Below are 24,732 nucleotides of genomic sequence, written 5' to 3'. Positions count from 1 at the left end.
ATTTATCAGACAATCTGTGTGGGCACTCGAAGATACGGATTCTTAACGTCGCAAGACGAAAAATGAATACCAAGTCTCTGAGTGAACATACGTAATTCATTACGAAGTTTAATTCACGAGCATCAAACTTAAATTGAAGAGTTTGATCATGGCTCAGATTGAACGCTGGCGGCAGGCCTAACACATGCAAGTCGAACGGTAGCACAGAGGAGCTTGCTCCTTGGGTGACGAGTGGCGGACGGGTGAGTAATGTCTGGGAAACTGCCCGATGGAGGGGGATAACTACTGGAAACGGTAGCTAATACCGCATAACGTCGCAAGACCAAAGAGGGGGACCTTCGGGCCTCTTGCCATCGGATGTGCCCAGATGGGATTAGCTAGTAGGTGGGGTAACGGCTCACCTAGGCGACGATCCCTAGCTGGTCTGAGAGGATGACCAGCCACACTGGAACTGAGACACGGTCCAGACTCCTACGGGAGGCAGCAGTGGGGAATATTGCACAATGGGCGCAAGCCTGATGCAGCCATGCCGCGTGTATGAAGAAGGCCTTCGGGTTGTAAAGTACTTTCAGCGAGGAGGAAGGCGTTGTGGTTAATAACCGCAGCGATTGACGTTACTCGCAGAAGAAGCACCGGCTAACTCCGTGCCAGCAGCCGCGGTAATACGGAGGGTGCAAGCGTTAATCGGAATTACTGGGCGTAAAGCGCACGCAGGCGGTCTGTCAAGTCGGATGTGAAATCCCCGGGCTCAACCTGGGAACTGCATCCGAAACTGGCAGGCTAGAGTCTTGTAGAGGGGGGTAGAATTCCAGGTGTAGCGGTGAAATGCGTAGAGATCTGGAGGAATACCGGTGGCGAAGGCGGCCCCCTGGACAAAGACTGACGCTCAGGTGCGAAAGCGTGGGGAGCAAACAGGATTAGATACCCTGGTAGTCCACGCCGTAAACGATGTCGACTTGGAGGTTGTGCCCTTGAGGCGTGGCTTCCGGAGCTAACGCGTTAAGTCGACCGCCTGGGGAGTACGGCCGCAAGGTTAAAACTCAAATGAATTGACGGGGGCCCGCACAAGCGGTGGAGCATGTGGTTTAATTCGATGCAACGCGAAGAACCTTACCTACTCTTGACATCCAGAGAACTTAGCAGAGATGCTTTGGTGCCTTCGGGAACTCTGAGACAGGTGCTGCATGGCTGTCGTCAGCTCGTGTTGTGAAATGTTGGGTTAAGTCCCGCAACGAGCGCAACCCTTATCCTTTGTTGCCAGCGGTTCGGCCGGGAACTCAAAGGAGACTGCCAGTGATAAACTGGAGGAAGGTGGGGATGACGTCAAGTCATCATGGCCCTTACGAGTAGGGCTACACACGTGCTACAATGGCATATACAAAGAGAAGCGACCTCGCGAGAGCAAGCGGACCTCATAAAGTATGTCGTAGTCCGGATTGGAGTCTGCAACTCGACTCCATGAAGTCGGAATCGCTAGTAATCGTGGATCAGAATGCCACGGTGAATACGTTCCCGGGCCTTGTACACACCGCCCGTCACACCATGGGAGTGGGTTGCAAAAGAAGTAGGTAGCTTAACCTTCGGGAGGGCGCTTACCACTTTGTGATTCATGACTGGGGTGAAGTCGTAACAAGGTAACCGTAGGGGAACCTGCGGTTGGATCACCTCCTTACCTTAAAGAAGCGTTCTTTGAAGTGCTCACACAGATTGTCTGATGAAAATTAGCAGTAAGAAAATCTCTGCAGGCTTGTAGCTCAGGTGGTTAGAGCGCACCCCTGATAAGGGTGAGGTCGGTGGTTCAAGTCCACTCAGGCCTACCAAATTCTTTCTGATACCGCGTTGTGAAACGACTCGCATACTTCAGTATGCTTCGCCGCTCCACGCCTTGTCTCAGCAGGAATTAAGGTGAATGAGATAACTACGATGGGGCTATAGCTCAGCTGGGAGAGCGCCTGCCTTGCACGCAGGAGGTCTGCGGTTCGATCCCGCATAGCTCCACCATCTTTACTGCAAAAACACAAGAAAACTTCAGAGTGTACCTGAAAAGGTTCACTGCGAAGTTTTGCTCTTTAAAAATCTGGATCAAGCTGAAAATTGAAACGACACACTGTTTCATTTCTCCGTAATAAGAAATGAAAAGCGGTGTGTTCGAGTCTCTCAAATTTTCGCAACACGATGATGTTTTACGAAACATCTTCGGGTTGTGAGGTTAAGCGACTAAGCGTACACGGTGGATGCCCTGGCAGTCAGAGGCGATGAAGGACGTGCTAATCTGCGATAAGCGTCGGTAAGGTGATATGAACCGTTATAACCGGCGATTTCCGAATGGGGAAACCCAGTGTGATTCGTCACACTATCATTACGTGAATACATAGCGTAATGAAGCGAACCGGGGGAACTGAAACATCTAAGTACCCCGAGGAAAAGAAATCAACCGAGATTCCCCCAGTAGCGGCGAGCGAACGGGGAGCAGCCCAGAGTCTGAATCAGCTTGTGTGTTAGTGGAACGGTCTGGAAAGTCCGACGGTACAGGGTGATAGTCCCGTACACCAAAATGCACAGGTTGTGAACTCGAAGAGTAGGGCGGGACACGTGGTATCCTGTCTGAATATGGGGGGACCATCCTCCAAGGCTAAATACTCCTGACTGACCGATAGTGAACCAGTACCGTGAGGGAAAGGCGAAAAGAACCCCGGCGAGGGGAGTGAAAAAGAACCTGAAACCGTGTACGTACAAGCAGTGGGAGCCTCTTTATGGGGTGACTGCGTACCTTTTGTATAATGGGTCAGCGACTTATATTCTGTAGCAAGGTTAACCGTATAGGGGAGCCGAAGGGAAACCGAGTCTTAACTGGGCGTTAAGTTGCAGGGTATAGACCCGAAACCCGGTGATCTAGCCATGGGCAGGTTGAAGGTTGGGTAACACTAACTGGAGGACCGAACCGACTAATGTTGAAAAATTAGCGGATGACTTGTGGCTGGGGGTGAAAGGCCAATCAAACCGGGAGATAGCTGGTTCTCCCCGAAAGCTATTTAGGTAGCGCCTCGTGAATTCATCTTCGGGGGTAGAGCACTGTTTCGGCTAGGGGGTCATCCCGACTTACCAACCCGATGCAAACTGCGAATACCGAAGAATGTTATCACGGGAGACACACGGCGGGTGCTAACGTCCGTCGTGAAGAGGGAAACAACCCAGACCGCCAGCTAAGGTCCCAAAGTCATGGTTAAGTGGGAAACGATGTGGGAAGGCACAGACAGCCAGGATGTTGGCTTAGAAGCAGCCATCATTTAAAGAAAGCGTAATAGCTCACTGGTCGAGTCGGCCTGCGCGGAAGATGTAACGGGGCTAAACCATGCACCGAAGCTGCGGCAGCGACACTATGTGTTGTTGGGTAGGGGAGCGTTCTGTAAGCCGTTGAAGGTGTACTGTGAGGTATGCTGGAGGTATCAGAAGTGCGAATGCTGACATAAGTAACGATAATGCGGGTGAAAAACCCGCACGCCGGAAGACCAAGGGTTCCTGTCCAACGTTAATCGGGGCAGGGTGAGTCGACCCCTAAGGCGAGGCCGAAAGGCGTAGTCGATGGGAAACAGGTTAATATTCCTGTACTTGGTGTTACTGCGAAGGGGGGACGGAGAAGGCTATGTTAGCCGGGCGACGGTTGTCCCGGTTTAAGCATGTAGGCGGAGGTTCCAGGTAAATCCGGTACCTTTTAACGCTGAGGTGTGATGACGAGGCACTACGGTGCTGAAGTAACAAATGCCCTGCTTCCAGGAAAAGCCTCTAAGCATCAGGTAACACGAAATCGTACCCCAAACCGACACAGGTGGTCAGGTAGAGAATACCAAGGCGCTTGAGAGAACTCGGGTGAAGGAACTAGGCAAAATGGTGCCGTAACTTCGGGAGAAGGCACGCTGATATGTAGGTGAAGTGTTTACTCATGGAGCTGAAATCAGTCGAAGATACCAGCTGGCTGCAACTGTTTATTAAAAACACAGCACTGTGCAAACACGAAAGTGGACGTATACGGTGTGACGCCTGCCCGGTGCCGGAAGGTTAATTGATGGGGTTATCCGTAAGGAGAAGCTCTTGATCGAAGCCCCGGTAAACGGCGGCCGTAACTATAACGGTCCTAAGGTAGCGAAATTCCTTGTCGGGTAAGTTCCGACCTGCACGAATGGCGTAATGATGGCCAGGCTGTCTCCACCCGAGACTCAGTGAAATTGAACTCGCTGTGAAGATGCAGTGTACCCGCGGCAAGACGGAAAGACCCCGTGAACCTTTACTATAGCTTGACACTGAACACTGGTCCTTGATGTGTAGGATAGGTGGGAGGCTTTGAAGTGTGGACGCCAGTCTGCATGGAGCCATCCTTGAAATACCACCCTTTAATGGCTGGTGTTCTAACGTGGACCCGTAATCCGGGTTGCGGACAGTGTCTGGTGGGTAGTTTGACTGGGGCGGTCTCCTCCTAAAGAGTAACGGAGGAGCACGAAGGTTAGCTAATCCTGGTCGGACATCAGGAGGTTAGTGCAAAGGCATAAGCTAGCTTGACTGCGAGAGTGACGGCTCGAGCAGGTGCGAAAGCAGGTCTTAGTGATCCGGTGGTTCTGAATGGAAGGGCCATCGCTCAACGGATAAAAGGTACTCCGGGGATAACAGGCTGATACCGCCCAAGAGTTCATATCGACGGCGGTGTTTGGCACCTCGATGTCGGCTCATCACATCCTGGGGCTGAAGTAGGTCCCAAGGGTATGGCTGTTCGCCATTTAAAGTGGTACGCGAGCTGGGTTTAGAACGTCGTGAGACAGTTCGGTCCCTATCTGCCGTGGGCGCTGGAGAATTGAGGGGGGCTGCTCCTAGTACGAGAGGACCGGAGTGGACGCATCACTGGTGTTCGGGTTGTCATGCCAATGGCATTGCCCGGTAGCTAAATGCGGAAGAGATAAGTGCTGAAAGCATCTAAGCACGAAACTTGCCCCGAGATGAGTTCTCCCTGAGACTTAAAGTCTCCTGAAGGAACGTTAAAGACGATGACGTTGATAGGTCGGGTGTGTAAGCGTAGCGATACGTTGAGCTAACCGATACTAATGAACCGTGAGGCTTAACCTTACAACGCCGAAGATGTTTTGGCGAAGAGACGACATTCAGCTTGATTACAGATTACATCAGAACGCATAAGGCGGTCTGATAAACAGAATTTGCCTGGCGGCTGTAGCGCGGTGGTCCCACCTGACCCCATGCCGAACTCAGAAGTGAAACGCCGTAGCGCCGATGGTAGTGTGGGGTCTCCCCATGCGAGAGTAGGGAACTGCCAGGCATCAAATAAAAGCGAAAGGCCCGGTCGAAAGACCGGGCCTTTTGTTTTATCTGTGGTCTGTCGGTGAGCGCTCTCCTGAGGAGGACAAATCCGCCGGGAGCGGATTTGAACGTTGCGCAGCAACGGCCCGGAGGGTGGCGGGCAGGACGCCCGCCATAAACTGGCAGGCATCAAATAAAGTGAAGAAGCCCATCCTGACGGATGGGCTTTTTTGTGTGTGTGCGGGGTAAAAACCGCCGGGCTGAACGTATTGTGCAGGCCTGATAAGCGCAGCGCATCAGGCACATCACGACACCGCACCATCGGGTGCAAAGCAATATCCTGAGCCTCCATAACACAAGCCATTCTGCAGTATATGCGGTAAACTAGGCGCGATTTTGCATCAGGAAAGCGTCTATGAATCACTCCCTTAAAGCCTGGAACACCTTCGGTATCGATCAGCAAACGAATGAACTTGTCTGCGCCGAAAATGAACAACAATTACTGAATGCCTGGCAATCAGCCAATGCATCGCATCATCCAGTACTGATTCTGGGCGAAGGGAGTAACGTCCTGTTTCTTGATACCTTCCAGGGTACGGTGATCGTCAATCGTATTAAGGGTATTGAGATTACAGAGCAACCTGATGCGTGGCATTTGCACGTAGGCGCGGGTGAAAACTGGCATCAGTTGGTGTGCTATGCGCTGGAGCGCAACATGCCTGGCCTGGAAAATCTGGCACTCATTCCCGGCTGCGTGGGTTCATCGCCAATCCAGAATATTGGTGCCTATGGCGTAGAGCTGCAGCGCGTCTGCGAATACGTAGACTGCGTTGAGCTTTCGACTGGCAAACATCTGCGCGTTAACGCAGCAGAATGCCGTTTTGGTTACCGTGACAGCATCTTCAAGCATGAATACCAGGATCGTTTCGCAATTGTAGCCGTTGGTCTGCGCTTACCTAAACAGTGGCAGCCCGTTTTGACTTACGGTGACTTGACACGTCTGGATCCTACAACAGTTACACCTCAGCAGGTTTTTGATTCTGTCTGCCATATGCGCACGACAAAACTACCCGATCCGAAAGTAAACGGTAATGCGGGTAGCTTCTTTAAAAACCCTGTTGTCACTGGGAGTATTGCGCAGGAGCTCCTGGCTAAATTCCCAACAGCACCTCATTACCCGCAGGCTGATGGTTCTGTGAAACTGGCAGCAGGCTGGCTTATCGATCAGTGCCAGCTAAAAGGTATGCGCATTGGTGGCGCGGCGGTACATCAGCAGCAGGCACTGGTGCTGATCAATGCAGATAATGCGACGAGTCAGGATGTAGTGCAACTTGCACACCATGTGCGCCAAAAAGTCGGTGAGAAATTTAATGTCTGGCTCGAACCAGAGGTCCGGTTTATTGGTCCGCAGGGTGAAATGAATGCTGTGGAGATCATTGCATGAAGGATAATACCGTCCCTCTGACGCTTATTTCATTATTGGCCGATGGAGAATTTCATTCCGGTGAGCAGCTCGGTGAAACGTTGGGAATGAGCCGTGCCGCAATCAATAAGCATGTCCAGACGTTGCGCGACTGGGGGGTTGATGTCTTTACTGTTCCAGGTAAAGGATACAGCTTACCGGAGCCTATCCAACTATTAGATGCCTCACTTATTCATTCTCAATTGGATGGTGGAAATATCACTGTCCTGCCGGTTATCGATTCAACCAATCAGTACCTGATGGACCGAATAGGTCAGCTGGAGTCAGGGGATGCCTGCGTCGCTGAATATCAACAGGCCGGGCGCGGCCGCCGTGGTCGGAAATGGTTTTCACCGTTTGGTGCCAACCTTTACCTCTCAATGTTCTGGCGGCTGGAACAAGGACCGGCCGCCGCGATTGGCCTGAGTCTGGTTATTGGTATCGTCATGGCTGAGGTTTTGCGTGATCTGGGTGCGGATAAAGTCCGTGTAAAATGGCCCAACGACCTCTATTTACTCGACCGTAAACTGGCAGGGATCCTGGTTGAACTGACAGGTAAGACAGGTGATGCCGCGCAAATTGTTATTGGCGCGGGTATTAATATGTCTATGCGCCGGGTTGAAGAAAATGTGGTTAATCAAGGCTGGATTAACCTGCAGGAAGCGGGCATTAACATTGACCGCAATACCCTTGCTGCCCGACTGATACGTGAGTTGCGCGCTGCGTTGGTGCTCTTTGAGCACGAAGGTTTAGCACCGTATCTGTCTCGCTGGAAGAAACTGGATAACTTTATCGACCGCCCGGTAAAACTTATTATTGGTGATAAAGAAATATTTGGTATCTCTCGTGGAATAGACGCGCAAGGTGCATTATTGCTTGAACAAAATGGCGAGATCAAACCCTGGATGGGTGGAGAAATATCGCTGAGAAGTGCTGAATAATAAGAAGGGGAGCTGAGGCTCCCCTTTTTATTTATTTACGTAGCCTGACTTGCTCAACGGCATGATTGGCGCTTTTAGTCATAATCAAGCTGGCTCTTTCACGTGTTGGTAAAATGTTTTGCTTTAAATTCAGCCAGTTAATTTCTTTCCATAGCGATGTGGCAGTATTGATAGCCTCATCTTCTGATAATTTTGCATAGTTATGGAAATAAGAGTCCGGGTTGGTAAACGCCCCTTCACGGAATTTCAGAAAGCGGTTGATATACCACGTCTGGAGTAATTCTTCTGGCGCATCAACATAAATAGAAAAGTCGACAAAGTCAGAAACAAATACATGATGTGGATCGTGAGGATAGTCCATCCCGCTTTGTAATACATTTAACCCTTCGAGTATTAATATGTCGGGCTGGGCAACGGTTTTGTCGCCATCAGGGATCACATCATAGATGAGATGGGAATAGACCGGCGCCGTGACGTTAGGTACGCCTGATTTCAGATCGGAAACGAATTTAACCAAGCGATGCATATCATAGGACTGGGGGAAGCCTTTCTTCTTCATTAGTCCACGATCTTTCAATACCTGGTTAGGGTGGAGAAAGCCATCGGTAGTAATCAATTCAACCTTACGATGCTCTGGCCAGCGACTGAGTAAGGCCTGCAAAACACGCGCTGTCGTACTTTTACCGACGGCAACGCTGCCAGCAATACTAATAATATAAGGAATACGCTCGCCATTCGTGCCTAAAAATTGCTCCAGCACTGCCTGACGTCGCAGGTTTGAACTGATGTAAAAGTTTAGCAAACGCGAGAGAGGCAAATAAATCTCGGCAACTTCTTCCAGCGATAAGTCTTCGTTAATGCCTTTAAGACGAGCAATCTCTTCCTCGGTCAGGGTCATCGGCACGGAATCACGAAGCGCAGCCCACTGGTTGCGATCAAACTGTAGGTAAGGCGACGTTAACGCTTGCTCTTTTATACTCATACGCATGGTCTGGCTGTCATTGCTATATCAGGTCTGCGGTAAAAAACGAAATCATCCCCGGTACGCAATGGCACGCACATTTCAGTTAATTTGGACAATGGGCAGGAGGGTAACACCAGATGAAGGGGAATAATAAGAAAAAATCATCCTCTGAAATGCAATGTGACGGGTATTCCAGATGTATAAAGATGTGCTTTCTCTCTATCGACGCGTGCATGCTGGAGCAAAATTCCTCCCTGAGGTGGCACCTGGCGTTGGAAATTTGTCCAATCCAAAGAAGAAATAGATTATTTATCGGTCGCATAGTGCAAAATGTGAGCGATAGAACATTTTATGCAATTTTTTAGTTGCATGAGTGCGCATGTCTCCATAAAATGCGCGCTACTTGATGCCGACTTAGCTCAGTAGGTAGAGCAACTGACTTGTAATCAGTAGGTCACCAGTTCGATTCCGGTAGTCGGCACCATCAAGTCCGGTGGGGTTCCCGAGCGGCCAAAGGGAGCAGACTGTAAATCTGCCGTCACAGACTTCGAAGGTTCGAATCCTTCCCCCACCACCACTTTCTGGCAGCGTTATCGCCGCCTGAGTTGATTAAAAAATTAATCAGCTCGAACAGAAAAGAGAGAAATCTCTTTTTTGTTACAGAAAGAACTGGGTAGCCGAGTTTCAGGATGCGGGCATCGTATAATGGCTATTACCTCAGCCTTCCAAGCTGATGATGCGGGTTCGATTCCCGCTGCCCGCTCCAGACGTGCTGATATGGCTCAGTTGGTAGAGCGCACCCTTGGTAAGGGTGAGGTCCCCAGTTCGACTCTGGGTATCAGCACCACTTCACTTCTCCTTCCCGTTTCTCTCTGTTTACTTTTAAAAGCATTCAACAGCTCAGGTATATTGCCTGGTTGATGTGGTGATATCACCGATTTATCCGTGTCTTAGAGGGACAATCGATGTCTAAAGAAAAATTTGAACGTACTAAACCGCACGTTAACGTCGGTACTATCGGCCACGTTGACCATGGTAAAACAACGCTGACCGCTGCAATCACTACCGTACTGGCTAAAACCTACGGCGGTGCTGCTCGCGCATTCGATCAGATCGATAACGCGCCGGAAGAAAAAGCACGTGGTATCACCATCAACACTTCTCACGTTGAATATGACACCCCGACTCGCCACTACGCACACGTAGACTGCCCGGGCCACGCCGACTATGTTAAAAACATGATCACCGGTGCTGCGCAGATGGACGGCGCGATCCTGGTTGTTGCTGCGACTGACGGCCCGATGCCGCAGACTCGTGAGCACATCCTGCTGGGTCGTCAGGTAGGCGTTCCGTACATCATCGTGTTCCTGAACAAATGCGACATGGTTGATGACGAAGAGCTGCTGGAACTGGTAGAAATGGAAGTTCGTGAACTTCTGTCTCAGTACGATTTCCCGGGCGACGACACTCCGATCGTTCGTGGTTCTGCTCTGAAAGCGCTGGAAGGCGAAGCAGAGTGGGAAGCGAAAATCATCGAACTGGCTGGCTTCCTGGATTCTTACATCCCAGAACCAGAGCGTGCGATTGACAAGCCGTTCCTGCTGCCTATCGAAGACGTATTCTCCATCTCCGGTCGTGGTACCGTTGTTACCGGTCGTGTAGAGCGCGGTATCATCAAAGTTGGTGAAGAAGTTGAAATCGTTGGTATCAAAGAGACTGCTAAGTCTACCTGTACTGGCGTTGAAATGTTCCGCAAACTGCTGGACGAAGGCCGTGCTGGTGAGAACGTTGGTGTTCTGCTGCGTGGTATCAAACGTGAAGAAATCGAACGTGGTCAGGTACTGGCTAAGCCGGGCTCTATCAAGCCGCACACCAAGTTCGAATCTGAAGTGTACATTCTGTCCAAAGACGAAGGCGGCCGTCATACTCCGTTCTTCAAAGGCTACCGTCCGCAGTTCTACTTCCGTACTACTGACGTGACTGGTACCATCGAACTGCCGGAAGGCGTAGAGATGGTAATGCCGGGCGACAACATCAAAATGGTTGTTACCCTGATCCACCCGATCGCGATGGACGACGGTCTGCGTTTCGCAATCCGTGAAGGCGGCCGTACTGTTGGTGCGGGCGTTGTTGCCAAAGTAATGAGCTAATTGCCGAATAACATTTGACGCAATGCGCAATAAAAGGGCATCATTTGATGCCCTTTTTGCACGCTTTCACACCAGAACCTGGCTCATCAGTGATTTTTTTTGTCATAATCATTGCTGAGACAGGCTCTGAAGAGGGCGTTTAGTCCGAAACGCACCAGAGCATTTCGGTTTGGATCTCCTCGCTTACGCGGGGTGAAAATGTTTGTAGAATACTTCTGACAGGTTGGTTTATGAGTGCGAATACCGAAGCTCAAGGAAGCGGGCGCGGCCTGGAAGCGATGAAGTGGGTTGTTGTCGCTGTATTGCTGCTTGTAGCTATCGTTGGCAACTACCTCTATCGTGACATGATGCTGCCGCTGCGTGCGCTGGCCGTAGTGATTCTGATTGCCGCAGCGGGTGGTGTCGCGCTGTTGACAACAAAAGGTAAAGCGACCGTTGCTTTTGCCCGTGAAGCGAGAACCGAAGTCCGTAAGGTCATTTGGCCAACTCGCCAGGAAACATTGCACACCACATTAATTGTGGCTGCGGTTACCGCAGTAATGTCACTGATCCTGTGGGGACTGGATGGTATTCTGGTTCGCCTGGTATCCTTTATCACTGGCCTGAGGTTCTAAGATGTCTGAAGCCCCTAAAAAGCGCTGGTACGTCGTTCAGGCGTTTTCCGGTTTTGAAGGCCGCGTAGCCACGTCGCTGCGCGAATATATCAAGTTACAAAATATGGAAGAGCTGTTTGGCGAAGTCATGGTGCCGACCGAAGAAGTGGTCGAAATCCGTGGTGGCCAGCGTCGCAAGAGCGAACGTAAATTCTTCCCGGGCTATGTACTGGTCCAGATGGTGATGAATGACGCAAGCTGGCACCTGGTGCGCAGCGTGCCGCGTGTGATGGGCTTTATCGGCGGTACATCTGACCGTCCGGCGCCGATCAGCGACAAAGAAGTTGATGCGATCATGAACCGTCTGCAGCAGGTTGGTGATAAACCGCGTCCGAAAACGATGTTTGAGCCAGGTGAAATGGTTCGCGTTAGTGACGGTCCGTTTGCTGACTTTAACGGCGTGGTTGAAGAAGTGGACTACGAGAAGTCCCGCCTGAAAGTCTCTGTTTCTATCTTTGGTCGTGCGACCCCGGTAGAACTGGACTTTGCCCAGGTAGAAAAAGCCTAAACAGCGATCAAAAAAGCGGCGATTTAATCGTTGCACAAGGCGCGAGATTGGAATACAATTTCGCGCCTTTTGTTTTTATGGACCCTGTCCGTAAAACGAATTTAATCACGGGGAGCCTCCTTGAGGCGCTATAACCCAACTAGAGGAATTTAGAATGGCTAAGAAAGTCCAGGCCTACGTCAAGCTGCAAGTTGCAGCTGGTATGGCTAACCCGAGTCCGCCGGTAGGTCCAGCACTGGGTCAACAAGGCGTGAACATCATGGAATTCTGCAAAGCGTTCAACGCAAAAACTGATTCCATGGAAAAAGGTCTGCCGATCCCGGTTGTTATCACCGTTTACGCTGACCGTTCTTTCACTTTCGTTACCAAAACGCCTCCGGCAGCAGTTCTGCTGAAGAAAGCGGCTGGTATCAAGTCTGGTTCCGGTAAGCCGAACAAAGACAAAGTGGGTAAAATTTCCCGCGCTCAGCTGCAGGAAATCGCGCAGACCAAAGCTGCCGACATGACTGGTTCCGACATTGAAGCGATGACTCGCTCCATTGAAGGTACTGCACGTTCCATGGGCCTGGTAGTGGGGGACTAAGAAATGGCTAAACTGACCAAGCGTATGCGCGTGATCCGTGACAAAGTTGATGCAACTAAACAGTACGACATCAACGAAGCTATTGCTCTGCTGAAAGAGCTGGCCACTGCTAAATTCGTAGAAAGCGTAGACGTTGCCGTTAACCTCGGCATCGATGCTCGTAAATCTGACCAGAACGTACGTGGTGCAACTGTACTGCCGCACGGTACTGGCCGTTCCGTTCGCGTAGCCGTATTTGCCCAGGGCGCAAACGCTGAAGCTGCTAAAGCTGCAGGCGCTGAGCTGGTAGGTATGGAAGATCTGGCTGACCAGATCAAGAAAGGCGAAATGAACTTTGACGTTGTTATTGCTTCCCCGGATGCAATGCGCGTTGTTGGCCAGCTGGGCCAGGTTCTGGGCCCGCGCGGCCTGATGCCAAACCCGAAAGTTGGTACTGTAACCCCTAACGTTGCTGAAGCGGTTAAGAACGCTAAAGCAGGTCAGGTTCGTTACCGTAACGACAAAAACGGCATCATCCATACCACCATCGGTAAAGTGGATTTTGACGCTGACAAACTGAAAGAAAACCTGGAATCTCTGCTGGTTGCGCTGAAAAAAGCGAAACCGACTCAGGCTAAAGGCGTGTACATCAAGAAAGTTAGCATCTCCACCACCATGGGTGCTGGTGTTGCCGTTGATCAGTCCGGTCTGACTGCGACTGTGGCGAACTAATATTCGCCTTTACGTGGGCGGTGATTTTGTCTACAATCTTACCCCCACGTTTCTGCTAATTGCAGACGTATATCCGAGATATTCAGGCTGTGGCAAGGCGACAACTGAGTGAATCGCCAGGAGCATAGTTAACTATGTGACTGGTGTGAACGAAGGCAGTCAACGCCGGCACAGATTGAATAGCGACAGATAGACAGGATTTGTTCGTTGGAGCCTGGCCTATCCAGGCCTCCGTCGAAGACCGCAGGTGTTTCGTAAGAAACTTAATGCCCTGCGTAGACGGTGACAGAACGCTAAGATTATTTCTGATACTCTGGCTTGTTTCTGCTCACCGTATTTAGACGCTCTCTCCGTTGGGGAGAGTGAAGTGAGTTCCGGAACATGAGTTCCGGCAAACATCCAGGAGCAAAGCTAATGGCTTTAAATCTTCAAGACAAACAAGCGATTGTTGCTGAAGTCAGCGAAGTAGCCAAAGGCGCGCTGTCTGCAGTAGTTGCGGATTCCCGTGGCGTAACTGTAGATAAAATGACTGAACTGCGTAAAGCAGGTCGTGAAGCTGGCGTATACATGCGTGTTGTTCGTAACACCCTGCTGCGCCGCGTCGTTGAAGGTACTCAGTTCGAGTGCCTGAAAGACACGTTTGTTGGTCCGACCCTGATTGCATACTCTATGGAACACCCGGGCGCTGCTGCTCGTCTGTTCAAAGAGTTCGCGAAAGCGAATGCAAAATTTGAGGTCAAAGCCGCAGCCTTTGAAGGTGAATTGATCCCGGCATCGCAAATCGATCGCCTGGCAACTCTGCCGACCTACGAAGAAGCAATTGCACGCCTGATGGCAACCATGAAAGAAGCTTCGGCTGGCAAACTGGTTCGTACTCTGGCTGCTGTACGCGATGCGAAAGAAGCTGCTTAATCGCAGTTATTTTTCTCAAGCATCTGCTTACGTATAAACTTATTCTGATTTTCAGGAACAATTTAAATGTCTATCACTAAAGATCAAATCATTGAAGCAGTATCCGCTATGTCCGTAATGGACGTTGTAGAACTGATCTCTGCAATGGAAGAAAAATTCGGTGTTTCCGCTGCTGCTGCTGTAGCTGTAGCTGCTGGCCCGGCTGAAGCTGCTGAAGAAAAAACTGAATTCGACGTAATTCTGAAAGCTGCTGGCGCTAACAAAGTTGCTGTTATCAAAGCAGTACGTGGCGCAACTGGCCTGGGTCTGAAAGAAGCTAAAGACCTGGTAGAATCTGCTCCGGCTGCCCTGAAAGAAGGCATCAGCAAAGACGACGCAGAAGCACTGAAAAAATCTCTGGAAGAAGCTGGCGCTGAAGTTGAAGTTAAATAAGCCAACTTTTCTGGTTGCAGCCTAAGAAATTAGGCTGATGGCTGGTGACTTTTTAGTCACCAGCCTTTTTGCGCTGTAAGGCGCCAGTAGCATTTCACACTGTTTGACTACTGCTGTGCCTTTCAATGCTTGTTTCTATCGACGTCTTAATATACTGCGACAGAGCATCAGTTCTGTGTAAATCGCAATGAAATGGTTTAAGCGTGATAGCAACAGGCATTGCGGAAAGTATTCGATTTTCCGGTCAACAAAATAGTGTTGCACAAACTGTCCCTTCGTCGGACAGATGGGTCGACTTGTCAGCGAGCTGAGGAACCCTAATGGTTTACTCCTATACCGAGAAAAAACGTATTCGTAAGGATTTTGGTAAACGTCCACAAGTGTTGGACATACCTTATCTCCTTTCTATCCAGCTTGACTCGTTTCAGAAGTTCATCGAGCAAGATCCTGAAGGGCAGTATGGTCTGGAAGCAGCTTTCCGTTCCGTTTTCCCGATTCAGAGCTACAGCGGTAATTCCGAGCTGCAATACGTCAGCTACCGCCTTGGCGAACCGGTGTTTGACGTTCAGGAATGTCAGATCCGTGGCGTGACCTATTCCGCACCGCTGCGCGTAAAACTGCGTCTGGTGATCTACGAGCGCGAAGCGCCGGAAGGCACCGTAAAAGACATTAAAGAACAAGAAGTCTACATGGGCGAAATTCCGCTCATGACTGACAACGGTACCTTTGTAATCAATGGTACTGAGCGTGTTATCGTTTCTCAGCTGCACCGTAGTCCTGGCGTCTTCTTTGACTCCGACAAAGGTAAAACCCACTCTTCGGGTAAAGTGCTGTATAACGCGCGCATCATCCCTTACCGTGGTTCCTGGCTGGACTTCGAATTCGATCCGAAGGACAACCTGTTCGTACGTATTGACCGTCGCCGTAAACTGCCTGCGACCATTATTCTGCGTGCACTGAACTACACCACTGAGCAGATCCTTGACCTGTTCTTTGAAAAAGTTGTTTTCGAAATTCGCGACAACAAGCTGCAGATGGAACTGGTGCCGGAACGCCTGCGTGGTGAAACCGCCTCCTTTGACATTGAAGCTAACGGCAAAGTCTACGTCGAAAAAGGCCGTCGCATCACTGCGCGCCACATTCGCCAACTGGAAAAAGACGATATCAAACATATCGAAGTTCCGGTTGAATACATTGCTGGTAAAGTTGCGGCTAAAGACTACGTTGACGAATCTACTGGCGAGCTGATCTGCGCAGCTAACATGGAGCTGAGCCTGGATCTGCTGGCTAAGCTGAGCCAGTCTGGTCACAAGCGTATCGAAACGCTGTTCACTAACGATCTGGACCACGGTCCGTACATTTCTGAAACTGTACGCGTCGACCCTACCAACGATCGTCTGAGCGCGCTGGTAGAAATCTACCGCATGATGCGCCCTGGTGAGCCGCCGACTCGTGAAGCTGCTGAAAGCCTGTTCGAGAACCTGTTCTTCTCCGAAGACCGCTATGACCTGTCTGCGGTCGGTCGTATGAAGTTCAACCGTTCTCTGCTGCGCGACGAAATCGAAGGTTCCGGTATCCTGAGCAAAGACGACATCATCGAAGTGATGAAGAAGCTCATCGATATCCGTAACGGTAAAGGCGAAGTCGATGATATCGACCACCTCGGCAACCGTCGTATCCGTTCCGTAGGCGAAATGGCGGAAAACCAGTTCCGCGTTGGCCTGGTACGTGTTGAGCGTGCGGTGAAAGAGCGTCTGTCTCTGGGCGATCTGGATACCCTGATGCCTCAGGATATGATCAACGCCAAGCCGATTTCTGCAGCAGTGAAAGAGTTCTTTGGTTCCAGCCAGCTGTCTCAGTTTATGGACCAGAACAACCCGCTGTCTGAGATTACGCACAAACGTCGTATCTCTGCACTCGGCCCAGGCGGTCTGACCCGTGAACGCGCAGGCTTCGAAGTTCGAGACGTACACCCGACTCACTACGGTCGCGTATGTCCAATCGAAACGCCTGAAGGTCCGAACATCGGTCTGATCAACTCCCTGTCCGTGTATGCACAGACTAACGAATACGGCTTCCTCGAGACTCCGTACCGTAAAGTGACCGACGGTGTTGTAACTGACGAAATTCATTACCTGTCTGCTATCGAAGAAGGCAACTACGTTATCGCTCAGGCGAACTCCAACCTGGATGACGAAGGCCACTTTGTAGAAGATCTGGTTACCTGCCGTAGCAAAGGCGAATCCAGCTTGTTCAGCCGTGATCAGGTTGACTACATGGACGTATCCACCCAGCAGGTGGTATCCGTCGGTGCGTCCCTGATCCCGTTCCTGGAACACGATGACGCCAACCGTGCATTGATGGGTGCGAACATGCAACGTCAGGCGGTTCCGACTCTGCGCGCTGATAAGCCGCTGGTTGGTACCGGTATGGAACGTGCTGTTGCCGTTGACTCCGGTGTTACTGCAGTTGCTAAACGTGGCGGTACTGTTCAGTACGTGGATGCTTCCCGTATCGTTATCAAAGTTAACGAAGACGAGATGTACCCGGGCGAAGCAGGTATCGACATTTATAACCTGACCAAATACACCCGTTCTAACCAGAACACCTGTATCAACCAGATGCCTTGCGTATCTCTGGGCGAGCCGGTTGAACGTGGTGATGTGCTGGCAGACGGTCCGTCCACCGACCTCGGTGAACTGGCGCTGGGCCAGAACATGCGTGTGGCATTCATGCCATGGAATGGTTACAACTTCGAAGACTCCATTCTCGTATCCGAGCGTGTTGTCCAGGAAGACCGTTTCACCACCATCCATATTCAGGAACTGGCATGTGTGTCCCGTGACACCAAGCTGGGGCCAGAAGAGATCACCGCTGACATCCCGAACGTGGGTGAAGCAGCGCTCTCCAAACTGGATGAATCCGGTATCGTTTATATCGGTGCGGAAGTGACCGGTGGTGACATTCTGGTTGGTAAGGTAACGCCGAAAGGTGAGACCCAACTGACGCCAGAAGAGAAGCTGCTGCGTGCGATCTTCGGTGAAAAAGCGTCTGACGTTAAAGACTCTTCTCTGCGCGTGCCAAACGGTGTTTCCGGTACGATTATCGACGTTCAGGTCTTTACTCGCGATGGCGTAGAAAAAGACAAACGTGCGCTGGAAATCGAAGAGATGCAGCTGAAGCAGGCGAAAAAAGACCTGTCTGAAGAACTGCAGATCCTCGAAGCTGGCCTGTTCAGCCGTATCTACGCTGTGCTGGTTTCTGGTGGTGTTGAAGCTGAGAAGCTCGACAAACTGCCGCGTGACCGCTGGTTAGAACTCGGCCTGACCGACGAAGAAAAACAGAATCAGCTGGAACAACTGGCTGAGCAGTACGACGAACTGAAACACGAATTCGAGAAAAAACTCGAAGCGAAGCGCCGTAAAATCACTCAGGGCGATGATCTGGCACCGGGCGTGCTGAAGATTGTTAAGGTTTATCTGGCGGTTAAACGTCGGATCCAGCCTGGTGATAAGATGGCAGGTCGTCACGGTAACAAGGGTGTAATCTCTAAGATCAACCCGATCGAAGATATGCCACACGATGCTAACGGTACGCCGGTAGATATCGTACTGAACCCGCTGGGCGTACCATCGCGTATGAACATCGGTCAGATCCTTGAAACCCACCTGGGTATGGCTGCAAAAGGTATCGGCGATAAGATCAACGCCATGCTGAAACAGCAACAGGAAGTCGCGAAACTGCGCGAATTCATCCAGCGTGCTTACGATCTGGGTTCAGATGTTCGTCAGAAAGTTGACCTGAATACCTTCAGTGATGAAGAAGTTCTGCGTCTGGCTGAAAACCTGAAAAAAGGTATGCCGATCGCAACGCCGGTATTCGACGGTGCGAAAGAGTCTGAAATCAAGGAACTGTTACAGCTGGGTGGCCTGCCGACTTCCGGTCAGATCACACTGTTCGACGGTCGTACCGGTGAGCAGTTCGAGCGCCAGGTTACCGTTGGCTACATGTACATGCTGAAACTGAACCACCTGGTTGATGACAAGATGCATGCGCGTTCTACCGGTTCTTACAGCCTGGTTACTCAGCAGCCGCTGGGTGGTAAGGCGCAGTTCGGTGGTCAGCGCTTCGGGGAGATGGAAGTGTGGGCGCTGGAAGCATATGGCGCAGCATACACCCTGCAGGAAATGCTCACCGTTAAGTCTGATGACGTGAACGGTCGTACTAAGATGTATAAAAACATCGTGGACGGCAACCATCAGATGGAACCAGGCATGCCGGAATCCTTCAACGTACTGTTGAAAGAGATTCGTTCGCTGGGTATCAACATCGAGCTGGAAGACGAGTAACTCTCGATCAAACAGGTCACTGGTGCTGGCGTAACAGCCAGCGCCAGATTGTGCTAACTCCGACGGGAGCAAATCCGTGAAAGATTTATTAAAGTTTCTGAAAGCGCAGACTAAAACCGAAGAGTTTGATGCGATCAAAATTGCTCTGGCCTCGCCAGACATGATCCGTTCATGGTCTTTCGGTGAAGTTAAGAAGCCGGAAACCATCAACTACCGTACGTTCAAACCTGAACGTGACGGCCTTTTCTGCGCCCGTATCTTTGGGCCGGTAAAAGACTACGAGTGCCTGTGCGGTAAGTACAAGCGCCTGAAACACCGTGGTGTGATCTGTGAGAAGTGCGGCGTTGAAGTGACCCAGACTAAAGTACGCCGTGAGCGTATGGGCCACATCGAGCTGGCGTCTCCGACTGCTCACATCTGGTTCCTGAAATCTCTGCCGTCCCGTATCGGTTTGCTGCTTGATATGCCGCTGCGTGATATCGAACGCGTACTGTACTTCGAATCTTATGTGGTTATCGAAGGCGGTATGACTAACCTGGAACGTCAACAGATCCTGACTGAAGAGCAGTATCTGGACGCGCTGGAAGAGTTCGGTGACGAATTTGACGCGAAGATGGGTGCGGAAGCAATCCAGGCCCTGCTGAAGAGCATGGATCTGGAGCAAGAGTGTGAAACTCTGCGCGAAGAGCTGAACGAAACCAACTCCGAAACCAAGCGTAAGAAGCTGACCAAGCGTATCAAACTGCTGGAAGCCTTCGTACAGTCTGGCAACAAGCCAGAGTGGATGATCCTGACCGTTCTGCCGGTTCTGCCGCCAGATCTGCGTCCGCTGGTTCCGCTGGATGGTGGTCGTTTCGCAACGTCGGATCTGAACGATCTGTATCGTCGCGTTATCAACCGTAACAACCGTCTGAAGCGTCTGCTGGATCTGGCTGCGCCGGACATCATCGTACGCAACGAAAAACGTATGCTGCAGGAAGCGGTTGACGCCCTGCTGGATAACGGTCGTCGCGGTCGTGCGATCACCGGTTCTAACAAACGTCCTCTGAAATCTTTGGCCGACATGATCAAAGGTAAGCAGGGTCGTTTCCGTCAGAACCTGCTCGGTAAGCGTGTTGACTACTCCGGTCGTTCTGTAATCACCGTAGGTCCATACCTGCGTCTGCATCAGTGCGGCCTGCCGAAGAAAATGGCACTGGAACTGTTCAAACCGTTCATCTACGGCAAGCTGGAACTGCGTGGCCTGGCCACCACCATCAAAGCCGCTAAGAAAATGGTTGAGCGTGAAGAAGCTGTCGTTTGGGATATCCTGGACGAAGTTATCCGCGAACACCCGGTACTGCTGAACCGTGCACCAACACTGCACCGTCTGGGTATCCAGGCATTTGAACCGGTACTGATCGAAGGTAAAGCTATCCAGCTTCACCCGCTGGTTTGTGCGGCATATAACGCCGACTTCGATGGTGACCAGATGGCTGTTCACGTACCGCTGACGCTGGAAGCCCAGCTCGAAGCGCGTGCGCTGATGATGTCTACCAACAACATCCTGTCTCCGGCGAACGGCGAACCTATCATCGTTCCGTCTCAGGACGTTGTATTGGGTCTGTACTACATGACCCGTGACTGTGTTAACGCCAAAGGCGAAGGCATGGTGCTGACTGGCCCGAAAGAAGCTGAGCGTATCTATCGCGCAGGTCTGGCCTCTCTGCATGCGCGCGTTAAAGTGCGTATCACTGAATACGAAAAAGATGAAAACGGCGAATTCGTTGCGCACACCAGTCTGAAAGACACGACCGTTGGTCGCGCCATTCTGTGGATGATCGTACCGAAAGGTCTGCCTTTCTCCATCGTCAACCAGGCGCTGGGCAAGAAAGCTATCTCCAAAATGCTGAACACCTGTTACCGCATTCTGGGCCTGAAGCCGACCGTTATCTTCGCTGACCAGACAATGTACACCGGCTTTGCTTATGCAGCGCGTTCAGGTGCATCTGTTGGTATTGATGACATGGTCATCCCAGAGAAGAAACACGAGATCATCTCTGAAGCGGAAGCTGAAGTTGCTGAGATCCAGGAGCAGTTCCAGTCCGGTCTGGTAACCGCGGGCGAACGCTATAACAAAGTTATCGATATCTGGGCTGCGGCAAACGATCGTGTATCCAAAGCGATGATGGATAACCTGCAAACCGAAACCGTTATTAACCGTGACGGCGTAGAAGAGCAGCAGGTTTCCTTCAACAGCATCTACATGATGGCCGACTCCGGTGCGCGTGGTTCTGCAGCACAGATTCGTCAGCTGGCCGGTATGCGTGGTCTGATGGCGAAGCCAGATGGCTCCATCATCGAAACGCCAATCACCGCGAACTTCCGTGAAGGTCTGAACGTACTCCAGTACTTCATCTCTACTCACGGTGCGCGTAAAGGTCTGGCGGATACCGCACTGAAAACAGCGAACTCCGGTTATCTGACTCGTCGTCTGGTCGACGTTGCGCAGGACCTGGTTGTTACTGAAGACGATTGCGGCACTCTGGAAGGCATCACCATGACCCCGGTTATCGAGGGTGGTGATGTTAAAGAGCCGCTGCGCGATCGCGTTCTGGGTCGTGTGACTGCTGAAGACGTTCTGAAGCCGGGTACGGCGGATATTCTGGTTCCACGCAACACGCTGCTGCACGAACAGTGGTGTGACCTGCTGGAAGAGAACTCCGTTGACTCCGTCAAAGTCCGTTCTGTTGTATCTTGTGACACCGACTTTGGTGTATGTGCGCACTGCTACGGTCGTGACCTGGCGCGTGGCCACATCATCAACAAAGGTGAAGCAATCGGCGTTATCGCGGCACAGTCCATCGGTGAACCGGGTACACAGCTGACGATGCGTACGTTCCACATCGGTGGTGCGGCATCTCGTGCGGCTGCTGAATCCAGCATTCAGGTGAAAAACAAAGGTAGCATCCGTCTGAGCAATGCGAAGTCGGTTGTGAACTCCAGCGGCAAACTGGTTATCACCTCACGTAACACCGAACTGAAACTGATCGACGAATTCGGCCGTACCAAAGAAAGCTATAAAGTGCCTTACGGCTCCGTTATGGCGAAAGGTGATGGCGAACAGGTTGCTGGCGGCGAAACCGTAGCAAACTGGGATCCGCACACCATGCCGGTTATCACCGAAGTGAGTGGTTTTGTCCGCTTCACTGACATGATCGACGGCCAGACCATTACTCGTCAGACCGACGAGCTGACCGGTCTGTCTTCTCTGGTGGTTCTGGATTCTGCAGAGCGTACTGCGGGTGGTAAAGACCTGCGTCCGGCACTGAAAATTGTTGATGCTCAGGGCAACGACGTTCTGATCCCAGGCACCGATATGCCTGCTCAGTACTTCCTGCCGGGTAAAGCGATTGTTCAGCTGGAAGATGGCGTACAGATCAGTTCTGGTGACACCCTGGCGCGTGTTCCGCAGGAATCCGGCGGTACCAAGGATATCACCGGTGGTCTGCCGCGCGTTGCTGACCTGTTCGAAGCACGTCGTCCGAAAGAGCCGGCAATCCTGGCTGAAATCAGCGGCATCATTTCCTTCGGTAAAGAAACCAAAGGTAAACGTCGTCTGGTTATCACCCCGGTAGACGGTAGCGAACCGTACGAAGAGATGATTCCGAAATGGCGTCAGCTCAACGTGTTCGAAGGTGAACGTGTAGAACGTGGTGACGTTGTTTCCGACGGTCCGGAAGCGCCGCACGACATCCTGCGTCTGCGTGGTGTGCATGCTGTAACTCGTTACATCGTTAACGAAGTTCAGGACGTATACCGTCTGCAGGGTGTTAAGATTAACGATAAACACATCGAAGTTATCGTTCGTCAGATGCTGCGTAAAGCCACCATCGAAAGCGCTGGTAGCTCCGACTTCCTGGAAGGCGAGCAGGTTGAATACTCCCGCGTCAAGATCGCTAACCGCGAGCTGGAAGCGAACGGCAAAGTGGGTGCAACGTTCTCCCGCGATCTGCTGGGTATCACCAAAGCGTCTCTGGCAACCGAGTCCTTCATCTCTGCAGCATCGTTCCAGGAAACCACGCGTGTCCTGACCGAAGCCGCTGTTGCAGGTAAACGTGATGAACTGCGCGGTCTGAAAGAGAACGTAATCGTGGGTCGTCTGATCCCGGCAGGTACCGGTTACGCGTACCACCAGGATCGTATGCGCCGTCGTGCAGCGGGCGAACTGCCAGCTGCACCGCAGGTGACTGCTGAAGATGCGTCTGCCAGCCTGGCAGAACTGCTGAACGCAGGCCTGGGCGGTTCTGACAACGATTAATCGTTGCCGACCATAATAAAAAACCCGCTTCGGCGGGTTTTTTTATGTCCAGGTTTATTTCTGATGGCGCTTATCTGGTCTATGAGGCTACGAAGCCATCCGGCAGTGTCATTAATTTACCGGCGGTAACCGCCGATAAAGCTCAATCATATCTCCCGCCAAATCCTGAATCACCATCGCGTTCATCAGGTGATCCTGCGAATGGACGGTGATGAGATTAACCGGTAGCTTGCCGGTTCCTTCGTCAATTCCGATCAGCTGGGTCTGGATTTTATGCGCTTGTTTAACGTACTCGCGTGATTCCGTCATCGCTTGTTCTGCACCGGAGAAATCACCTTTACGCGCCAGTTGCAATGCCGTCAGGGCCTGGCTGCGTGCAGCGCCAGCGTTTACCAATAACTCCATGATGATCGTTTCTAACTCTTCCATACCATCACTCCAGTAGTTTCAGCGCCTTGTCCAGTACCGCATCGCCTTTCATCATGCCGTAATCCATCATGTCGATAACGGCGACCTTTTTGCCTAGTGGGTCGGCGATCGCCTGTAGCTTGGCCTGTTCATACTTAACCTGTGGACCGAGCAAAACGATATCCGCTGTAGCGATATTCTCTTCAAACTCGGCCACCGGGACGGCTTTGATAGTAACGTCGACGCTTTTTTTCTGGGCGGCATCTTTCATCCTTTGCACCAGCATGCTGGTGGACATTCCGGCGGCACAGCATAAAACGATGTTTTTCATAAGCAGTCTCGATCAACATGTGTGAGTTGATAATTATCGCGAGCCAGCTATAGCAACAACTGCTTTGCAACGATTGTGTGCAAGGCATCACAAAGAAAACCGCTTTTTCTGAAACCGGTTACAAAAAGAGGCCAAACCCTGCGATCTGGACCGGGACCAGCGGCTTTTTGACTCGCTTATCACATGCTGGAATATATAATTACTGTCAATAAAGACATGTTATAAAAAACAGTATTGACAGCGTTTTTTAAACCCGTATGTTAATACTTAACAGCGGAGAAATTGTAGTTTGCTGTTAACGTAGTAAGTGTTAGTAGAGCTTGATTGGGGTTTGCGATAAAGGCCATGAAGTATTTTTGTATGGGATAGTCGATGCTGAAAACGCTATTTTTTCACCTCGACAATGCTTTCAGGCCACGTAGTTGATATATCTAATCGCAAAAAATCAGTAAAACGCGACGATGTAACGCCATGATTTAATAGTAATTGTTCGTGATTTCTGCTTTTTTGGTTATCACGAGGGAAATAAGGCAACGCATCAAAGAGTATATGTCGCGAGGGGAAGTGTACTTGTTTAGGTCACCAGCCTTGAGTTCTATTATCAAGCGGGTGGAATGTGTTTAACGGTAAATAGAGGAAAGCTTTAGTTAGTATCAATATCCAATATTATCTGTAGTAAACGTGTACATTTTAAAGTAGTACCATCAGCAGTATTAAATCGTTAAGT

At 51.0% G+C, this 24,732-nt stretch carries 14 protein-coding genes, 6 tRNA genes, 3 rRNA genes and 1 pseudogene; 20 read left to right on the top strand and 4 right to left on the bottom strand.

Annotation, left to right across the window (positions count from 1 at the left end; translation table 11 throughout):
• Window positions 1-130: 130 nt before the first annotated feature.
• The 7 genes from SK33_RS22430 (at window position 131) to birA (ending at window position 7,704) form a co-directional block, all read left to right on the top strand.
• A 16S ribosomal RNA gene (locus SK33_RS22430) occupies window positions 131-1,672 on the top strand.
• 71 nt (window positions 1,673-1,743) lie between these two features.
• A tRNA-Ile gene (locus tag SK33_RS22425) sits at window positions 1,744-1,820 on the top strand.
• A gap of 105 nt (window positions 1,821-1,925) precedes the next feature.
• Window positions 1,926-2,001: transfer RNA gene (locus SK33_RS22420), tRNA-Ala, on the top strand.
• Between the two features lie 206 nt (window positions 2,002-2,207).
• A 23S ribosomal RNA gene (locus tag SK33_RS22415) occupies window positions 2,208-5,112 on the top strand.
• 92 nt (window positions 5,113-5,204) lie between these two features.
• A 5S ribosomal RNA gene (rrf, locus tag SK33_RS22410) occupies window positions 5,205-5,320 on the top strand.
• The 16S, 23S and 5S rRNA genes sit together here with 2 tRNA genes alongside, the layout of an rRNA operon.
• 396 nt (window positions 5,321-5,716) lie before the next feature.
• Complete coding sequence (gene murB, locus SK33_RS22405; protein ID WP_178317644.1) at window positions 5,717-6,745, top strand: UDP-N-acetylmuramate dehydrogenase; 1,029 nt, start codon at window positions 5,717-5,719, stop codon at window positions 6,743-6,745.
• On the top strand, window positions 6,742-7,704 hold the full coding sequence (gene birA / locus SK33_RS22400) for a bifunctional biotin--[acetyl-CoA-carboxylase] ligase/biotin operon repressor BirA (protein WP_003031105.1): 963 nt from the start codon (window positions 6,742-6,744) through the stop codon (window positions 7,702-7,704). Before murB ends, birA begins: the two co-directional genes overlap by 4 nt.
• A gap of 31 nt (window positions 7,705-7,735) precedes the next feature.
• Here the strand turns inward: birA and coaA are convergent, their stop codons facing one another.
• On the bottom strand, window positions 7,736-8,686 hold the full coding sequence (gene coaA, locus SK33_RS22395) for a type I pantothenate kinase (RefSeq protein WP_003031107.1): 951 nt from the start codon (window positions 8,684-8,686) through the stop codon (window positions 7,736-7,738).
• Between the two features lie 290 nt (window positions 8,687-8,976).
• Window positions 8,977-9,057 (bottom strand): annotated as a pseudogene (locus SK33_RS26505) (hypothetical protein); the annotation flags it as partial.
• Window positions 9,058-9,076: 19 nt separating this feature from the next.
• Here SK33_RS26505 and SK33_RS22390 point away from each other — a divergent pair.
• From SK33_RS22390 to rpoC, 13 genes are all read left to right on the top strand, one after another.
• A tRNA-Thr gene (locus SK33_RS22390) sits at window positions 9,077-9,152 on the top strand.
• Window positions 9,153-9,160: 8 nt separating this feature from the next.
• Window positions 9,161-9,245 (top strand) — tRNA-Tyr (locus SK33_RS22385).
• Between the two features lie 114 nt (window positions 9,246-9,359).
• Window positions 9,360-9,434 (top strand) — tRNA-Gly (locus SK33_RS22380).
• Between the two features lie 5 nt (window positions 9,435-9,439).
• Window positions 9,440-9,515 (top strand) — tRNA-Thr (locus tag SK33_RS22375).
• A 118-nt stretch (window positions 9,516-9,633) separates the two neighbouring features.
• Entirely contained in the window at window positions 9,634-10,818 is a 1,185-nt protein-coding gene (tuf, locus tag SK33_RS22370; RefSeq protein WP_003031109.1) for an elongation factor Tu, read from the top strand.
• A 230-nt stretch (window positions 10,819-11,048) separates the two neighbouring features.
• Window positions 11,049-11,432 (top strand): preprotein translocase subunit SecE, encoded by a 384-nt coding sequence (gene secE / locus SK33_RS22365; RefSeq protein WP_003033128.1) that lies wholly within the window; start codon window positions 11,049-11,051, stop codon window positions 11,430-11,432.
• A 1-nt stretch (window position 11,433) separates the two neighbouring features.
• Window positions 11,434-11,979: a transcription termination/antitermination protein NusG gene (gene nusG, locus SK33_RS22360; RefSeq protein WP_003033125.1), complete on the top strand. Its 546-nt coding sequence runs from the start codon at window positions 11,434-11,436 to the stop codon at window positions 11,977-11,979.
• A gap of 154 nt (window positions 11,980-12,133) precedes the next feature.
• Window positions 12,134-12,562, top strand: a complete 429-nt coding sequence (gene rplK / locus SK33_RS22355; protein ID WP_048219986.1) for a 50S ribosomal protein L11 — start codon at window positions 12,134-12,136, stop codon at window positions 12,560-12,562.
• Between the two features lie 3 nt (window positions 12,563-12,565).
• Window positions 12,566-13,273 carry a 50S ribosomal protein L1 gene (gene rplA / locus SK33_RS22350; protein WP_003033119.1) on the top strand — a complete coding sequence of 236 codons (708 nt, stop codon included), beginning with the start codon at window positions 12,566-12,568 and terminating at the stop codon, window positions 13,271-13,273.
• A 414-nt stretch (window positions 13,274-13,687) separates the two neighbouring features.
• Window positions 13,688-14,185 (top strand): 50S ribosomal protein L10, encoded by a 498-nt coding sequence (gene rplJ, locus SK33_RS22345; protein ID WP_001207203.1) that lies wholly within the window; start codon window positions 13,688-13,690, stop codon window positions 14,183-14,185.
• 66 nt (window positions 14,186-14,251) lie between these two features.
• The gene (gene rplL / locus SK33_RS22340) at window positions 14,252-14,617 is read left to right on the top strand and encodes a 50S ribosomal protein L7/L12 (protein WP_003033114.1); all 366 of its coding nucleotides are present in this window, start codon (window positions 14,252-14,254) and stop codon (window positions 14,615-14,617) included.
• Window positions 14,618-14,937: 320 nt separating this feature from the next.
• Entirely contained in the window at window positions 14,938-18,966 is a 4,029-nt protein-coding gene (gene rpoB / locus SK33_RS22335) for a DNA-directed RNA polymerase subunit beta (protein WP_003033111.1), read from the top strand.
• Between the two features lie 76 nt (window positions 18,967-19,042).
• Window positions 19,043-23,266, top strand: coding sequence for a DNA-directed RNA polymerase subunit beta' (gene rpoC, locus SK33_RS22330; protein WP_003033107.1), 4,224 nt, complete (start codon window positions 19,043-19,045; stop codon window positions 23,264-23,266).
• A 111-nt stretch (window positions 23,267-23,377) separates the two neighbouring features.
• On the opposite strand, the gene SK33_RS22325 is transcribed toward rpoC, so the two are convergent.
• Window positions 23,378-23,695, bottom strand: coding sequence for a PTS lactose/cellobiose transporter subunit IIA (locus tag SK33_RS22325; RefSeq protein ID WP_003033104.1), 318 nt, complete (start codon window positions 23,693-23,695; stop codon window positions 23,378-23,380).
• 4 nt (window positions 23,696-23,699) lie between these two features.
• A complete protein-coding gene (locus tag SK33_RS22320) occupies window positions 23,700-24,005 on the bottom strand; it encodes a PTS sugar transporter subunit IIB (RefSeq protein ID WP_048219987.1) in 306 nt (101 codons plus the stop codon).
• Window positions 24,006-24,732 lie beyond the last annotated feature (727 nt).

It is taken from the genome of Citrobacter sp. MGH103 (assembly GCF_001034475.2).
GTDB lineage: Bacteria > Pseudomonadota > Gammaproteobacteria > Enterobacterales > Enterobacteriaceae > Citrobacter > Citrobacter freundii.
Note: the sequence above shows the minus strand (reverse complement) of the source record. Positions and strands in the feature narration are given on the sequence as shown.

Excerpts from the sequence above, each read along its gene's own strand:
- murB (WP_178317644.1), top strand. The coding sequence starts at position 5,717 with ATGAATCACTCCCTTAAAGCCTGGAACACCTTCGGTATCGATCAGCAA.
- birA (WP_003031105.1), top strand. The coding sequence starts at position 6,742 with ATGAAGGATAATACCGTCCCTCTGACGCTTATTTCATTATTGGCCGAT.
- coaA (WP_003031107.1), bottom strand. The coding sequence starts at position 8,686 with ATGAGTATAAAAGAGCAAGCGTTAACGTCGCCTTACCTACAGTTTGAT.
- tuf (WP_003031109.1), top strand. The coding sequence starts at position 9,634 with ATGTCTAAAGAAAAATTTGAACGTACTAAACCGCACGTTAACGTCGGT.
- secE (WP_003033128.1), top strand. The coding sequence starts at position 11,049 with ATGAGTGCGAATACCGAAGCTCAAGGAAGCGGGCGCGGCCTGGAAGCG.
- nusG (WP_003033125.1), top strand. The coding sequence starts at position 11,434 with ATGTCTGAAGCCCCTAAAAAGCGCTGGTACGTCGTTCAGGCGTTTTCC.
- rplK (WP_048219986.1), top strand. The coding sequence starts at position 12,134 with ATGGCTAAGAAAGTCCAGGCCTACGTCAAGCTGCAAGTTGCAGCTGGT.
- rplA (WP_003033119.1), top strand. The coding sequence starts at position 12,566 with ATGGCTAAACTGACCAAGCGTATGCGCGTGATCCGTGACAAAGTTGAT.
- rplJ (WP_001207203.1), top strand. The coding sequence starts at position 13,688 with ATGGCTTTAAATCTTCAAGACAAACAAGCGATTGTTGCTGAAGTCAGC.
- rplL (WP_003033114.1), top strand. The coding sequence starts at position 14,252 with ATGTCTATCACTAAAGATCAAATCATTGAAGCAGTATCCGCTATGTCC.
- rpoB (WP_003033111.1), top strand. The coding sequence starts at position 14,938 with ATGGTTTACTCCTATACCGAGAAAAAACGTATTCGTAAGGATTTTGGT.
- SK33_RS22325 (WP_003033104.1), bottom strand. The coding sequence starts at position 23,695 with ATGGAAGAGTTAGAAACGATCATCATGGAGTTATTGGTAAACGCTGGC.
- SK33_RS22320 (WP_048219987.1), bottom strand. The coding sequence starts at position 24,005 with ATGAAAAACATCGTTTTATGCTGTGCCGCCGGAATGTCCACCAGCATG.